Source organism: Clostridium sp. UBA1652, assembly GCF_002320975.1.
Taxonomy (GTDB): domain Bacteria; phylum Bacillota; class Clostridia; order Clostridiales; family Clostridiaceae; genus Clostridium_T; species Clostridium_T intestinale.
In genome coordinates this window covers 1-14,989 of record NZ_DCLI01000042.1, presented here as the reverse complement: position 1 = coordinate 14,989, position 14,989 = coordinate 1, and the positions used below count along the sequence as shown (strand labels likewise).

Here is a 14,989-nt window from a genome sequence, read left to right as displayed (position 1 = left end):
GAGCCGGTGGTACTTGACTTCGTAGAAAAACTTCTAAAGTAAGTTATTTCTAAGACTTCTTCTCAAGCTCATTAGAGTCATTAAAATACTATGTTTAATAAAAAGTTAAACACATTATTGCTGTAGAAGCGCTCCTCAGCTTCATTAGAGTCGTTTTAATTGATAATTATGTTTAATAAAAAGTTAAACATTTAAAAAGAAAAACATTTAAATAGAAAAGTAGTTAAATTGATAAAATTTAGAATTACTTTATATCAGTACTTTTTTAATAAAAGTAGCCTGGATGAGTAAGATAAAGAAATCTGAGGATAATGAAAGCTAATTTAACAAACAGAAGCAAAAAGATATTGATATTCATTATCAATATGTGAATTAGTGTGATAGAATAGCTACATATCAAATATATTCTTGGAGGTAACTATGGCAAAAATGATGGGACCTCGTTTTAAAACTTGTAGGAGACTAGGCTTAAACGTAATCGGTCATCCTAAAGCAATGAAGCGAGCAACAAAAGGTACAGGAAGAGCTGACAAAAAGCTCTCAGACTATGGAGTTCAATTACTTGAGAAACAAAGATTAAGAGCCTATTATGGAGTAATGGAAAAACAATTTGCTAGATATGTTGATGAAGCATTCTCTAGTAAAGGAGTTCCAGGTGAAACACTTTTATTTATTCTTGAATCAAGATTAGATAATATGGTTTATAGAATGGGATTTGCCAACTCCATAAGACAAGCAAGACAAATGGTTAATCATGGTCATTTTCTTGTGAATGGCAACAAAGTTGATATACCATCTTACAGATTAAGCCCTGGAGATGAAGTTATATTAAGAGAAAAATCTAGAAAAACAGAAATGTTCACAGATATATTTAGTAGTAATATATTAAATTCATATCCATACATTTCTAAGGAAGAAGAAAACTTCAAAGGAGTTTTTCTAAGACTTCCAAGCAGAACTGAACTTCCAATAGTTATCAACGAACAACTTATAGTTGAATTCTATTCTAAGTAATATATTTTTATTGGCAACTAAGAATATATTATTTAGATAACAGTATATCTTGCTAGTTAAGAAACCTCCAAACCTATATTTAGTATACTACACTCAAAGACTTGGTTATGCAGAAACCGAGTCTCTTCTTTTTTTATAAGGTAAATGATAAAATAATTATGTGAATAAATTATAGATAGATTTTGGAGGAAGTATGTTTAGAATAAATCTGCCGGGAAATAAAAAGGTAAAAATGGTAATATTACTTGTTTTAATACTAATAGTTGTAGGAGTGTTAGTGAATCAAGGCATTGAAAATAAAAAGTTAATAAAAGAACAACAAGAAATCAAAGAACAGGTTGAAAAAGAAGAAAAGGAAAAGCAAGAAAAAATTCAAAAAGAAGAAGAGGAAAAGCTTGCAAAAGAAAAGGAACAAGAACAGAAGTTAGAAGAAAAAGTTCAAAAAGCTAAGGATGAATTTTTTTCTAAAAATTATAAGAATGCTATAGAGATAGCCACTGAAGTTATAAATGAAAATCCAAAGATGTATTCTGCCTATAATATAAGGGGAATAACAAAAGCATACAATGGAAGCTTTGATGATGGTATGAAAGATATAGATAAAGCTTTAGAGATAGAACCTGACTTTGGATATGCTAGATTTAATAAGGCTCTAAATTATGAGTTGTATGAGCGTTTTGAAGAAGCATTAGTGTGGTATGATAAAGCACTTGAAGTTGAACAAGGGGCTTGGACTTACTATGGTATAGCTAGTATTTATGGAAGAAGAGGGGATGTAGAAAATACTGTTTTATACCTAAGTAAAGCTATAGAAGTGGATAAGTCTGTTATAGAATATGCTAAGACAGAACACGATTTTAATCCAGTAAGAAATTCTGAAAAATTTAATGAAATAATAAAGTAAAATAGTTGTGAAATATTTAATAAATTTGGAATAAATAATTATTAAATTTTAGGGTATAAATATTAATGGATAAATGAAATTTATATAAAAAAATCTAGAAATTTTTTTAAAAAAATATAGTTTTTTAAAGAATTATTAAAATAATAAAAAGACGTACGTAAATAGCCTATTATATTAATAATAATTGCTTTATGTTAAGATTTAATTAATTTTCATATGAAAATATATGTGAAAACCTAGGTATTTTATTGAAAAATACGAACATTAGGATTAAAGTGTACAATTTTTTTAAATAAAAATTAAAATTAATGGTAATTTACAATAAATTATCATTGACTACAACCAATTACTGTAATATATTTAAGGCGTAAGCGATAACACATTGGAGGTATGGAATATGAATAAAAAACTAATTTCTTCCATTTCAGCGTTAGTTGTAGCGACTACATTATTTGCAGGCTGCGCTAAAACAGATAATGGAGCTGCTAAAGGTGGAGACACTAAAACTATTAAAGTAGGTTTAACAACAGATGAAGGTGGTTTAAACGATAAATCCTTCAACCAATCAGCTGATACAGGTATAAAGAAAGCTGTTGATGAATTTAAGGTTGGATATAAACCAATAGAAGCTAAATCAAAAGATGACTATGAATCAAATCTTGATGCTCTAGTAGCAGATGGATCAGACATAGTGTTTGCAATTGGATATCAAATGGAGCAAGCAATGACAGCTGTTGCAGATAAGTATCCAGATACAAAATTTGCTATAATTGATACAGTTGTTGATAAGAAAAACGTTGTTTCTTATAACTTTAAGGAACAAGAAGGATCTTTCTTAATGGGAGTAATCGCAGGAAAGATGACTAAAACAAATAAAATTGGATTTATAGGCGGAAAAGACCAAGTTCTTATAAATAGATTTGAAGTTGGTTTTGCAGCTGGAGTTGAATCTGTTAATCCAGCAGCTGCTGCTGAATTAAAGAGCAGAGGAACTGTAGTTTATGCTGAAAGTTTTGGAGATACTACATTAGGTAAAGAAGCTGCTAAAAACCTTATGAACAAAGGTTGCGATGTTATATATCATGCAGCAGGTGGTGTTGGAGTAGGAATGTTCCAAGCAATCCAAGAAGCTAAAAATGCAGGTAAAGAAGTTTGGGGAATCGGAGTTGACATGGATCAAGCTAAGACTCTTCCAGAGTATGCAAACATAATACTTTCTTCAATGATTAAGAGAGTTGATACAGCAACTTATGAAGGTACTAAGAGTGTTGTAGATGGTAATTTCAAAGGTGGCACTAGTGTTAACTTAGGAATTAAAGAAGGCGCTATTGATATAGCTGAAACTTCAAGCACAAACACTCCTAAAGATGTTTTAGATTTAGTTGAAAAATATAAAACAGCTATAAAAGATGGAAAAATAACTGTTCCTTCTACATTAGAGGAATTAAAGAGTTTCAAACCAGTAGAAGTTAAATAATTGGTTTATTTTGTAAGAGCTAGATAAGCGGTTGTCTAGCTCTTATGAGCCTCAAAAAGTTTTTATGAATGGGAGAGATTTAAATTGGCAAAAGTGGTAGAGATGAAAAACATTACTAAGATATTCCCAGGTACCGTTGCAAATGATAGTGTTAATTTTGATTTAAATAAGGGCGAAACTCATGTGTTATTGGGAGAGAATGGTGCAGGAAAAACCACTTTAATGAACATTTTATATGGCCTTTATCAACAAGAAAAAGGTGATATTTATGTTAATGGGAATGCTGTAAAAATAAACAACCCTAATGATGCAATAAGCTTAGGTATAGGTATGGTACATCAGCATTTCATGCTTGTTAATAATTTTACAGTTGCAGAAAATATAGTTTTAGGAACTGAACCTAAAAAAGGCTTAAAAATAGATATGAATAAAGCCATAGAAGACGTTAAGGAAGTTTCTAAAAAATATGGATTTAAGATAAATCCTAATGATGTTATAGAAGATATAACTGTTGGTCAACAGCAAAAAGTTGAAATAATAAAAGCTCTTTATAGAGGAGCTGAAATACTAATATTAGATGAGCCTACAGCAGTGCTAACTCCACAGGAAATAGAGGAGTTAGGTGTTATTATAGATAATTTAAAGAAGCAAGGGAAATCGGTAATACTTATAACTCATAAACTTAAAGAAGTTATGAGCATGAGTGATAGGGTAACTATAATAAGAAGAGGAAAAGTTACCGGTACTGTTAATACAAAAGAAACTAATATAGATGAACTTGCAGAATTAATGGTTGGAAGAAAAGTAAATTTGGTAGTTGAAAAGAAAAAAGCAGAAGCAGGAAAAGAAATTTTTAACGTAAAAGATTTAAAAGTTAACGATCATAGAGGAGTACCTGCAGTTAAAAGTTTAAATTTAAGCGTACGTGCAGGTGAAATTGTTGGTGTAGCTGGAGTTGACGGGAATGGACAGTCTGAATTTATAGAAGCTGTTACAGGGTTAAGAAAGGCAACATCAGGTAGCGTTTTAGTTAATGGAAAAGATGTATTTAATAAAAATGCTAAAGCAATTATGGAATCAGGCGTAGGTCATGTTCCAGAAGATAGACATAAAAGAGGACTAATACTAAAGTATTCATTATTTGAGAATTCAATATTAGGACTTCATACAAAAGCACCTTTTTCTAAGGGTATTGTTATGAATTATCCAGAAGTTAAAAAACATTCTAGAAAATTAATTGAGGAATTTGATGTTAGAACACCTAATGAAGAAGTTACAGCTGCATCATTATCTGGTGGAAATCAACAAAAATTAATAGTTGCTAGAGAAATATCTAAGGAACCAGATCTACTAATTGTATGTCAACCTACAAGAGGTCTAGATGTTGGCGCAATAGAATACATACACAAGAGAATAATTCAAGAAAGAGATAACGGAAAAGCTGTTCTTTTAGTTTCTTTAGAGTTAGATGAAATATTATCACTTTCAGATAGAATAGCTGTAATGTACGATGGACATATAGTAGATGTGTTAGATAGAGAAGATGCCACAGAACAGAAGCTAGGAGTACTTATGGCAGGTGGTAGTTTAAAGGATAATAAGAAAGAGGTGGAAACTCTTGAGTAATAAATCAGATAATCAAAATAAAATATTTCAATTTATAAAACCTGTACTTTTCCCTCTTTTTGCTATAGTAGTATCTATGTTTGTGGCTACTCTGTTTGTAATGTGGGCAAAGGGATATTCTATATTAAACTATTTTCAAGCATTTACTGATCTATTCGGAACTGTATGGAAAGGTAGTTTCGGAAGTCAGATGAATACATTAAATACAATATTTTATCTTACTCCTTTAGTTTTTACAGGGGTAGCAAATGCAGTTGCATTTAAAACAGGACTATTTAATATAGGGGTAGAAGGACAATTCCTAGTAGGGATGCTAGCAGCAGCTTTAGTAGGAGTAATTCCAGGATTGCCTGCAATCATACATGTACCTTTAGTAATATTAGCTGGTATTTTAGGTGGAGCCATATGGGGGTCTGTGCCTGGATTCTTAAAAGCTAAAATTGGAACTAATGAAGTAATTAATTCAATTATGATGAACTATATAGGTCTTTATCTTGTTAACTTTGTTATACTTAGAACTCCCTTTGGTGTTCCAGGAAAAAACTCATCACCACTAATTCAAGATAGTGCAAAAATAGCTAGATTTGTTGACAAATATCAAGCTAATTTCGGTATAATAATTGGTATTGTAGTGGCTATATTTATAACTTGGTTTTTATGGAAAACAACTACTGGATATGAGTTAAGAGCAGTTGGTTTAAATCCATCAGGTGCTGAATATGGCGGAATAAGTATATCTAAGAACATGGTGTTAGCTATGGTAATTTCAGGAGCTATAGCTGGACTTGGAGGAGCTACTCATTTGGCTGGTGGAAAGTATTATATGGATGACTTTAGTGTGCTTCCTGGATATGGATTCACAGGAATGGCAGTAGCACTACTTGCAAAGAGTAATCCTATAGGATGTATATTTGCAGCAGTTTTATTTGGAGCTCTTGATGCCAGTTCAAAGACACTTCAATTAAATGGTATTCCAAAAGAAATTGTTTATTTAATACAAGCAATAGTAATAATATTTGTTGCTACAGATTATATAGTTAAATATTATGCAGAAAAGAAAAAGAAGAAGGAGGCAATGACAAATGGCTAGTGTTAATGTTGTTTTAGAACTTTTAGCCTCCACTTTAGCGTTAGGAACTCCACTTATATTTGCTGGGCTCGGAGGAGTTTTTTCAGAAAAATCTGGAGTTGTTAACATAGGACTTGAAGGTATGATGATAATAGGAGCTTTTTTTGGTGTATATGGTTCCCATATTACTGGAAGTGCACTTATAGGTGTTGTAATTGCTGTTATAGCAGGTGGCATTGTTGCTCTGATTCATGCGTTTTTAAGTATAACTTTAAAAGCAGATCAGGTTATTTCAGGTACAGCTATAAACTTATTTTCTCAGGCATTAGCAGCATTTTTAATATTTAAGTTGTTTGGCAAAGGTGGTCAAACAGAGTCTGTTAATGGTCTAATATATCAAGTCTCTTCCACAGTTAGAGACATACCTATAATAGGAAAGTTTATATCTGAGTTAAACTGGTTTGTTTATTTAGCTATAATTGCAGTTATAGCAACTCATTTTATAATGTATAAAACTCCATGGGGATTAAGAATAAGATCTGTTGGAGAACATCCACAAGCAGCCGATACTTTAGGTATAAATGTATTTAAAGTTAGATATATATGTGTAATGATATCTGGTATGTTAGCAGGTTTAGGAGGAGCAGCTTTATCCTTAGGAAGTACTCCTTTATATAGAGATGGAATGGTTGCAGGAAGAGGGTTTATAGCATTAGCAGCTTTAATCTTTGGTAACTGGAAACCTGTTGGAACTCTATGGGCATGTTTACTATTCAGCTTTGCAAATGCATTACAACTAAAATCACAACTATTAGGATTAAATCTTCCTACTGAACTATACTCTGCTTTCCCATATGTATTAACAATGATAGCTTTAGCAGGATTTGTTGGTAAAACAAGAGCACCAGAAGCAAGTGGTGTTCCATATGAAAAAGGAAAGAGATAATATTTTGTAATTTAATCTGTGAAATAAGGTGTTTATATACCTTGTTTCACAGATTTTTTAATTTATAAAAATATTTGATATATAGATGGTGATTTTAAGGGCTTTTTAGGTTAGTAGGGTGAGGCTAAGGTATTTATAGTTAAAATGCTCAATGATGTATTGATTTTCGTGGGTTTAGATTGATCAGATGATTTTGAAGGAATAAACAATAGGTGCTAAAATTTGATGATCTCATAAATTTAAATATTAACTACTAACGGGGGTTATATTAATATGTTCAAACTAAAAAGATATCTTATCGGTGAACCACTTAAATCATCGCAGCTCCATCATGAAAAGTTCACAGTTTTTAAAGGGTTACCGATATTATCATCTGACGCAATATCATCTGTATCTTATGCCTGTGAAGAAATATTGTGGGTAATGGTTCCTATATTAGGGCTTGCATCATTTCAATATTTAACTTATGTAGCTTTTGCAATAATAGCTTTGCTTAGCATATTAGTTTTTTCATATAGACAGACTATAGATAGTTATCCTAAAGGTGGAGGATCTTACATTGTTTCAAAAGAAAATCTAGGAGAGATTCCAAGCTTAATAGCAGGAGCGTCCTTAACAATAGATTATATATTGACAGTTGCAGTAAGTGCTACCGCTGGTGTTGCAGCGATTACATCTGCAATTCCAAGTCTACTTCCTATTAAAATTGAACTTACTATAATTATAATAATATTAATGACTGTAGGTAATTTAAGAGGAATAAGAGAATCAGCTAAGATATTTAGTCTACCAGCATACTTATTTATAGGAATGACATTTCTTATGATAGCTGTAGGACTTTTCAAATACTTTATATTACATATAGAACCTAAAAATGTAGATGTTGTAGCATCCCAAATGGGTGATTTAACTTTAATATTATTTTTAAAAGCCTTTTCAGCAGGGTGTACAGCTTTAACAGGTATAGAGGCTGTTAGTGATGGAGTTCCAAACTTTAAAGAGCCTGCAACTAAAAATGCTAAGAAAGTATTATATCTATTATTTATAATAGTTGTACTTATATTTGGTGGAATGTCTTATTTATCAAGTATATATCATGCGGTTCCAAACTTTGATAGAACTGTAATATCTCAGATAGCAGCTCAAGTTTTTGGACAAAATACATTTTTATTTTTTGTTATGCAATTTGCAACAACTTTAATTCTTATTATGGCCGCTAATACTGCTTTTTCAGATTTTCCGCTATTACTTTCTTTTATTGCAAAAGATGGGTATGCACCTAGACAATTTGCTAAAAGAGGAGATAGATTAAGTTATTCTAATGGGATAATACTTCTTGCAGTATCTGCAGCAATATTAGTTATAATATTTAAAGGAGAGAACCATTTATTATTACCATTATATGCGGTAGGTGTATTTGTATCCTTTACCTTATCACAAAGTGGGATGGTTATGAGGTGGTTTAGAACAAAATCAAATGGATGGAGGCATAAAGCTTTCATTAATGGGTTTGGTGCTGCAATAACTTTTATAACTGCTGTCGTAATTTCAGTTAATAAATTTATTCACGGAGCTTGGCTTATATTTATATTAGTACCGACATTTATACTTTTAATGAAGAGAATAAAGAGACATTATAGAAAGGTTGCAAAGCAGTTAAGTTTAGATAATAACTATTTCCCTAAATTTAATGAAAAAGTTGCAAAAAGATTTATAGTGCCAGTAGGTGCATTGAATGAAAGTGTTGTAAAGACTGTAAATTTTGCTAAGTGTTTATCTAGCGATATAACAGGATTTCATATATCTGTAGATGATTCAGAGACAGAAAAATTAAAAATAAAATGGGAAAAATATTATAAAGATATTCCTTTAGTTATTAAAAAACATGAGTATAGAGAAGTTGTTGAACCATTAGTTGGATTTATAGAATCTGATGAATTCTGTACAACAGATAAGGACATAGTAACAGTGGTAATTCCTCAATTTACTTCACAAAATTGGTGGGGAGAAATATTACATAACCAAACTGCGGTATTTTTAAAACAAACTCTTCTTAAAAGGCCGAATATAGCAGTCATAACTGTTCCCTTTATAATAAAAGCAGAGAAGAAATAAAAATATAGAGCTGTTGATATAATAGTATATCAGCAGTTTTTATTTTACTATAAGTTAATAGATAAATTTATATAAATTAAGGTTAAATGTTTCACTAACATATGATACAATATATATACTTAAATGAAAATGATTATCAAAAATTCCCGTTATGAAGAATTATACGTAGGAGGTAAAGTGATATGTATGGGGAAGAGGTTAATAAAGTAGCAGAGACGTCAGTAAAAAAAGCAGAATTTTTAAAAAAAGGTAAGATAGGATATCTGCTATTAGCTATGCTTGCAGGTTTATATGTTGGATTAGGAATCATGCTTATTTATACTATTGGAGGATATTTAAGTGCTGCAAACTCACCAGCAACTAAAATAGTTATGGGAGTGAGTTTTGGCGTAGCATTAAGTTTAGTAATTATGGCTGGGTCAGAATTATTTACAGGGAATAGCTTTGTTATGATGATAGGGTACTTAAAAAAGAGTACAAGCATCTTAGATGGATTAAAGATATTATTATTTAGTTATTTAGGAAATCTTATGGGATCTATAATTGGAGCGTTTGCATTTTACTCAGCTGGACTAGCCAAAGGATCTATAGGAGAATTTATTGTACATACATCAGAAGTTAAGATGTCTCTACCAGTACATGAATTATTCGTTAGGGGACTCTTATGTAATATATTAGTTTGCTTAGCTACTTGGTTTACATATAAATTAAAAGAAGAAACTGCAAAATTAATTATGATATTTTGGTGTTTATTCACATTTATAACAGCAGGATTTGAACATAGTATAGCAAATATGACCTTATTTTCAATAGCTTTATTTATTCCTCACGGAGACATAGTAAGTTTAGGTGGAGCTATATATAATCTTGGATTTGTAACTTTGGGAAATTTTATAGGCGGGGCAATTATATTGGCTTTGCCTTATTACATAGTTTCTAAAGAGAAATAGTATAAATAAAATGTTATAAAAGGAGTATAGTATGAAGATTGAAAGGTTAAATGAGAGGTGTTTTAAAGGACAATGGTGGAGTGGAACATTTGAAGAGGCTGCAAAGGGTAAAATAAGAGAAAAAATTAATGAGTTCCTAGAAGGCAATTTAATAAAAGAGGGCCCTTTTTATGGAATAGCGGTTCATAATTCTACTAATGGATTTAAATATTTTATTGGAGTAGAGGCAGATAGGGAGTCAGAAGTTATAATACCTAAATCTAATTACTTAATAATTGAAGTGAATAATAAAAGCGCTTATGAGGTTTATCAAGAGCTAGAAAGAAAATCAGAGTATGACTTCAAATCATTTTTTGACGCTAACATTAAGTACGATTCCATACCAATAAAAATAGAGAAATACTGGTATAAAGAGGGCGCTTTTAAAGTTACTCAAATAGAAGTGCCAATAAATAAAACAACTTAATTGCTTACAGAAAAATTAATATGATATAATAAATCTTATTAGATTTGATGGGAATGATTATAGTGAATAAGATAAGTGTGGAAGAACTTAGAGAATTAGAACTATTTAAAAATCTTAAGACAGAAACTCTTTTAAAGCTTAGCACTATAGGAATAAAAGTAGCTGCTAGAAAAGGGCAACATATTTTTAGAGATAAAGAGGAAGTAAATACAGTATACATAGTTTTAAAAGGGAAAATATCTTTATATAAATTATCAGAGAACTCAAATAAAAAGGTAATATTTATTTTAGGTAGAGATAAGATAATAAATGAAGTGATCCTAGATGATTTACCTTCTTCAATTAATTGTGAAGTTTTTGAAGCGGGAGAACTTTTAACAATTAATAGACTGGATTTTTTAGAGTTAATGAAAGAAGATTTTGAACTTACAATATCAGTGGTTAATTCACTATCTATAAAGGTAAGAAGGCTGTATAGACAACTTAAGAATACAACTCCATTAAAGATAGAAAAAAAGGTTGCAGCTAAGTTATGGAAGTTAGCTAAAGACTATGGGGTAACTACTGAGGATGGAATTATAATAAATCTAAATATAACAATAACATATTTAGCTGATTTATTTGGAAGCCAGAGAGAAACAATATCTAGAGCGTTAGGGCAATTAGAAGATTTAAAACTTATAAAATTCATCAATAAAAAAATAGTTATAATAGATAAAGATAAACTTTCATATTTTTTTAAGGGATTGTGATAAAAATCACAGTCCTTTTTTGTGCTCTCTTTTAAAATTAAAGTTAAGAAGGGGAGATGAAAAATGTTTAGTGAAGAAATTAACAAAGTTGCCCAAGCGGCTAAAGCAAAAAGTAATTTATTGAAAAGTGGAAAAGTAAAGTATTTAGTATCATCAATGCTAGCAGGTCTATATGTTGGACTAGGTATCATGCTGATTTTCTCAATTGGAGGAATATTAGCTTCAGCGGAATCACCATTTACTAAAATAGTTATGGGATTAAGTTTTGGAGTAGCACTTAGTTTAGTAATAATGGCCGGTTCAGAGTTATTTACTGGAAACAATTTTATTATGATGATTGGAAGTTTAAAGAAGACTGTAACATTATTAGATACTATTAAAATCTGGATTTTCAGTTTTATAGGGAATCTTTTAGGATCAATTATTGGTGCCTATGCCTTTTATGCAGCAGGACTAGCTAGAGGACCTGTAGGACAATTTATACTTAGTGCTTCAGCAACAAAGATGGCTTTGCCTATTCATGAGCTAGTTTTTAGAGGAATCCTATGTAATATATTAGTTTGTTTAGCTATTTGGTGTTCTTTTAAGATGAAAGAAGAGACAGGAAAATTAATAATGATATTCTGGTGTTTATTTGCCTTTATAACTACAGGATTTGAGCATAGTGTAGCAAATATGACGCTTTTATCAATAGGTCTATTTATTCCACATACAGCAGCAGTTAGCTTAAGTGGATTTATATATAATCTTTCTTTTGTTACTTTAGGAAATATGATAGGTGGTGCACTGGTACTAGCTATACCTTATTATCTAATATCAAAAGAATAAAAGCCTTAGGAGGAGTAACTTATGGGATTTAAAATGAACATTGATGGATTTAATATGTTTTTAGAGAAAATTTCAGGAAAGTATGATGTGTTTGCGCCAACAGTACTTAAGGGAAAAGGAACTTTTTCAGATACTGATATAGTAAGATATGCCCAAATAAAAGATATAAGAGATGTTGAGTTCGAAAAAAAATCAGCTTTTTCTTATAAAGAAACTTTATTACCTATAACTCAAACTATGTTCTACTTCACAGAAGATCAGTGGATAGAACCAAAAGAAGAGGAAAAAGGAGCAATAATTTTCTTAAGAAGCTGTGATATGCACTCAGTAAAAAGAATTGATGACATATATTTAAGAAATGGAGCAGTAGATCCTTACTATAAGAGATTAAGAGATAGAGCTAAATTCGTATTAATAGGATGTGAAAAAAGTTTTGACAACTGCTTTTGTGTAAGTATGAACACTAATAAAACTGATGAACAAGATGCTTACATAAAATTTGATGGAGATATGGTTATATTTGATACAAATGATGGGGAGTTAGAACAGTACTTAGAAAATATAGAGATAGAAGAAGTAGAAGTAATTCCAGACTTTGTAGAAGAAAATGAAACTAAAGTGAATATTCCAGATGATTTAGATCTTAAAGTAATGAATTCATCAGTGTGGAAAGAGTATTCAGCTAGATGCATAGCTTGTGGAAGATGTAATTTTGTTTGCCCAACATGTACATGTAACACAACACAAGATATATTTTATAAGGATAATCCAAAGGCTGGGGAGAGAAGAAGAGTTTGGGCTTCTTGTCATGTAGATGGGTTTACTAATATGGCTGGAGGACATAGCTTTAGACTAGATAAAGGTCAAAGAATGAGATTTAAGGTTTTACACAAGGTCTATGACTATAAAAAGAGATGGGGATACCATATGTGCGTAGGCTGTGGAAGATGTGATGATATTTGCCCAGAATACATTTCTTTCTCAAACTGTGTAAATAAACTAGAAAAAGCTATGGAAGAGGTGCGCTAAATGGAAAACAATGTGTATATGCCTTTTAAAACAGAAATATTAGATATAAAACAACATACTGAGATAGAGTATACATTTAGATTATCTTTTACTGGAGATGTTAAACCAGGACAATTTTTTGAATTATCACTTCCAAAATACGGAGAAGCGCCTATATCTGTATCAGGAATTGGGGAAGGTTATGTAGAGTTAACCATAAGAAGAGTTGGAGTAGTTACAGACGAAATTTTCAAATACCATGTAGGCCAAAATCTATTTATGAGAGGACCTTATGGTAATGGATTTGAGGTAGAAAACTATGCACAAAAAGAAATAGTAGTAGTAGCTGGAGGAACTGGATTATCCCCTGTTAAAGGAATAGTAGATTACTTCTCTAAAAATACTAGTGAAGCTAAGAACTTTACCTTAGTATCAGGATTTAAGTCTCCTAAAGATATACTATTTAAAGATGATATAAAAGAATGGGAAAAGAATATAAACTTAATCATTACTGTAGATGGAGCAGAAGAAGGTTATGAAGGAAAGGTAGGATTAGTTACAAAATACGTACCTGAACTTGATATAAAAGATATAGATTCTGTACAAGTTATAGTAGTAGGACCTCCTATGATGATGAAGTTTACCGTAGCAGAATTTTTAAAACTTGGAATTAAAGAAGAAAACATTTGGATTTCTCAAGAAAGAAAAATGTGTTGTGGAGTAGGTAAGTGTGGACACTGCAGAATTGATGACACTTACATATGTCTTGATGGTCCAGTATTTAATTATTCAAAAGGTAAATCTTTAGTAGATTAAGGAGGCAGAATTATGATAGATATAAATACAAAAGCTTTAAAAAAGAATGCATTTAGAGTTACTAAAAAAAGAGGGCTTACTGCCTCAAGAGTAAGAGTTCCAGGTGGACACTTAAAGGCTGAATACTTAGGCTTAATCCAAGAAATTGCAGATAAATATGGTAACGGAACTGTACATTTAACTACAAGACAAGGTTTCGAAATACCAGATATAGATATGGAAGATATTCCAGAAGTAAATGAACTTCTTCAACCAATAATTGAAGGTTTAGAAATAAATCAAGAAGTACCAGGAAAGGGATATACAGCGGCTGGAACAAGAAACGTATCCTCATGTATAGGAAATAGAGTTTGCCCTTTTGCTAATTATGATACTTCAGGATTTGCTAAAAGAATAGAGAAAGATATATTCCCAAATGATCTTCACTTTAAAGTAGCTTTAACAGGATGTCCTAATGACTGTATGAAAGTTAGAATGCATGATTTCGGAATAATAGGAATGACAGAACCTCAATATGATTCCTATAGATGCATAGGCTGCCAAGCCTGTGTAACTAACTGTAAGAAAAGAGCTACTGGAGCTTTAAAATTCGAAAACTTCAAGGTTGTAAGAGACCATGAGAAGTGTATAGGCTGCGGGGAATGTGTAGGTAAATGCCCAACAGGAGCATGGACAAGAAGTGAAAAGAAATATTATAGACTTGCTATAATGGGAAGAACAGGTAAAAAAAATCCAAGACTAGCTGAAGACTTTATAATATGGGTAGATGAAGAAAGCATAAGAAAAATAATATTAAATACTTATGATTTCGTTGAGAAATATATAGATAGAGATGCCCCAGGTGGAAAAGAGCATATAGGATATATTATTGATAGAACAGGCTTTAAAGAATATAAGAAATGGGCTCTAAAAGATGTAGAGCTAGATGAAAAAGCTATCATGAAAGAGAATATATACTGGAGTGGAATAAGATATTAATTTAAGGTCAGTCTCTTAAGCAATGTCATTAAGTTAGGAA

The 14,989-nt window shown here is 31.1% G+C and carries 14 protein-coding genes; all 14 read left to right on the top strand.

Annotated elements, in window-relative coordinates; genetic code table 11:
* Positions 1 to 420 precede the first annotated feature (420 nt).
* The 14 genes from rpsD (at position 421) to asrC (ending at position 14,949) form a co-directional block, all read left to right on the top strand.
* Positions 421 to 1,014 (top strand): 30S ribosomal protein S4, encoded by a 594-nt coding sequence (gene rpsD, locus B3N22_RS07360; RefSeq protein ID WP_073020084.1) that lies wholly within the window; start codon positions 421 to 423, stop codon positions 1,012 to 1,014.
* A 193-nt stretch (positions 1,015 to 1,207) separates the two neighbouring features.
* Positions 1,208 to 1,918, top strand: a complete 711-nt coding sequence (locus B3N22_RS07355) for a tetratricopeptide repeat protein (protein ID WP_286905921.1) — start codon at positions 1,208 to 1,210, stop codon at positions 1,916 to 1,918.
* A gap of 397 nt (positions 1,919 to 2,315) precedes the next feature.
* On the top strand, positions 2,316 to 3,395 hold the full coding sequence (locus B3N22_RS07350) for a BMP family lipoprotein (RefSeq protein WP_286905920.1): 1,080 nt from the start codon (positions 2,316 to 2,318) through the stop codon (positions 3,393 to 3,395).
* An 84-nt stretch (positions 3,396 to 3,479) separates the two neighbouring features.
* Positions 3,480 to 5,021 carry an ABC transporter ATP-binding protein gene (locus B3N22_RS07345; protein WP_073020087.1) on the top strand — a complete coding sequence of 514 codons (1,542 nt, stop codon included), beginning with the start codon at positions 3,480 to 3,482 and terminating at the stop codon, positions 5,019 to 5,021.
* Complete coding sequence (locus B3N22_RS07340) at positions 5,014 to 6,111, top strand: ABC transporter permease (RefSeq protein ID WP_073020088.1); 1,098 nt, start codon at positions 5,014 to 5,016, stop codon at positions 6,109 to 6,111. Before B3N22_RS07345 ends, B3N22_RS07340 begins: the two co-directional genes overlap by 8 nt.
* On the top strand, positions 6,104 to 7,036 hold the full coding sequence (locus B3N22_RS07335; RefSeq protein ID WP_073020089.1) for an ABC transporter permease: 933 nt from the start codon (positions 6,104 to 6,106) through the stop codon (positions 7,034 to 7,036). The genes B3N22_RS07340 and B3N22_RS07335 overlap by 8 nt, the downstream gene beginning before the upstream one ends.
* Before the next feature lie 273 nt (positions 7,037 to 7,309).
* Positions 7,310 to 9,151 (top strand): APC family permease, encoded by a 1,842-nt coding sequence (locus B3N22_RS07330; protein ID WP_286905917.1) that lies wholly within the window; start codon positions 7,310 to 7,312, stop codon positions 9,149 to 9,151.
* A 182-nt stretch (positions 9,152 to 9,333) separates the two neighbouring features.
* Positions 9,334 to 10,101: a formate/nitrite transporter family protein gene (locus tag B3N22_RS07325; protein WP_286905915.1), complete on the top strand. Its 768-nt coding sequence runs from the start codon at positions 9,334 to 9,336 to the stop codon at positions 10,099 to 10,101.
* A gap of 31 nt (positions 10,102 to 10,132) precedes the next feature.
* Positions 10,133 to 10,567, top strand: a complete 435-nt coding sequence (locus tag B3N22_RS07320) for a hypothetical protein (protein WP_286905913.1) — start codon at positions 10,133 to 10,135, stop codon at positions 10,565 to 10,567.
* A gap of 62 nt (positions 10,568 to 10,629) precedes the next feature.
* Entirely contained in the window at positions 10,630 to 11,319 is a 690-nt protein-coding gene (locus B3N22_RS07315; RefSeq protein ID WP_286905911.1) for a Crp/Fnr family transcriptional regulator, read from the top strand.
* 63 nt (positions 11,320 to 11,382) lie between these two features.
* The gene (locus B3N22_RS07310; protein WP_286905909.1) at positions 11,383 to 12,147 is read left to right on the top strand and encodes a formate/nitrite transporter family protein; all 765 of its coding nucleotides are present in this window, start codon (positions 11,383 to 11,385) and stop codon (positions 12,145 to 12,147) included.
* 21 nt (positions 12,148 to 12,168) lie between these two features.
* Positions 12,169 to 13,176, top strand: a complete 1,008-nt coding sequence (asrA, locus tag B3N22_RS07305) for an anaerobic sulfite reductase subunit AsrA (RefSeq protein ID WP_286905907.1) — start codon at positions 12,169 to 12,171, stop codon at positions 13,174 to 13,176.
* A complete protein-coding gene (asrB, locus tag B3N22_RS07300) occupies positions 13,177 to 13,971 on the top strand; it encodes an anaerobic sulfite reductase subunit AsrB (RefSeq protein ID WP_286905905.1) in 795 nt (264 codons plus the stop codon). It begins immediately after the preceding gene.
* A gap of 15 nt (positions 13,972 to 13,986) precedes the next feature.
* A complete protein-coding gene (asrC, locus tag B3N22_RS07295) occupies positions 13,987 to 14,949 on the top strand; it encodes a sulfite reductase subunit C (RefSeq protein ID WP_286905922.1) in 963 nt (320 codons plus the stop codon).
* Positions 14,950 to 14,989 lie beyond the last annotated feature (40 nt).

What these genes read in the sequence shown, in the direction of transcription:
- asrA (WP_286905907.1), top strand. Translation starts at nt 12,169, where the DNA reads ATGGGATTTAAAATGAACATTGATGGATTTAATATGTTTTTAGAGAAA.
- B3N22_RS07330 (WP_286905917.1), top strand. Translation starts at nt 7,310, where the DNA reads ATGTTCAAACTAAAAAGATATCTTATCGGTGAACCACTTAAATCATCG.
- rpsD (WP_073020084.1), top strand. Translation starts at nt 421, where the DNA reads ATGGCAAAAATGATGGGACCTCGTTTTAAAACTTGTAGGAGACTAGGC.
- B3N22_RS07320 (WP_286905913.1), top strand. Translation starts at nt 10,133, where the DNA reads ATGAAGATTGAAAGGTTAAATGAGAGGTGTTTTAAAGGACAATGGTGG.
- B3N22_RS07325 (WP_286905915.1), top strand. Translation starts at nt 9,334, where the DNA reads ATGTATGGGGAAGAGGTTAATAAAGTAGCAGAGACGTCAGTAAAAAAA.
- B3N22_RS07350 (WP_286905920.1), top strand. Translation starts at nt 2,316, where the DNA reads ATGAATAAAAAACTAATTTCTTCCATTTCAGCGTTAGTTGTAGCGACT.
- B3N22_RS07310 (WP_286905909.1), top strand. Translation starts at nt 11,383, where the DNA reads ATGTTTAGTGAAGAAATTAACAAAGTTGCCCAAGCGGCTAAAGCAAAA.
- B3N22_RS07355 (WP_286905921.1), top strand. Translation starts at nt 1,208, where the DNA reads ATGTTTAGAATAAATCTGCCGGGAAATAAAAAGGTAAAAATGGTAATA.
- asrB (WP_286905905.1), top strand. Translation starts at nt 13,177, where the DNA reads ATGGAAAACAATGTGTATATGCCTTTTAAAACAGAAATATTAGATATA.
- B3N22_RS07335 (WP_073020089.1), top strand. Translation starts at nt 6,104, where the DNA reads ATGGCTAGTGTTAATGTTGTTTTAGAACTTTTAGCCTCCACTTTAGCG.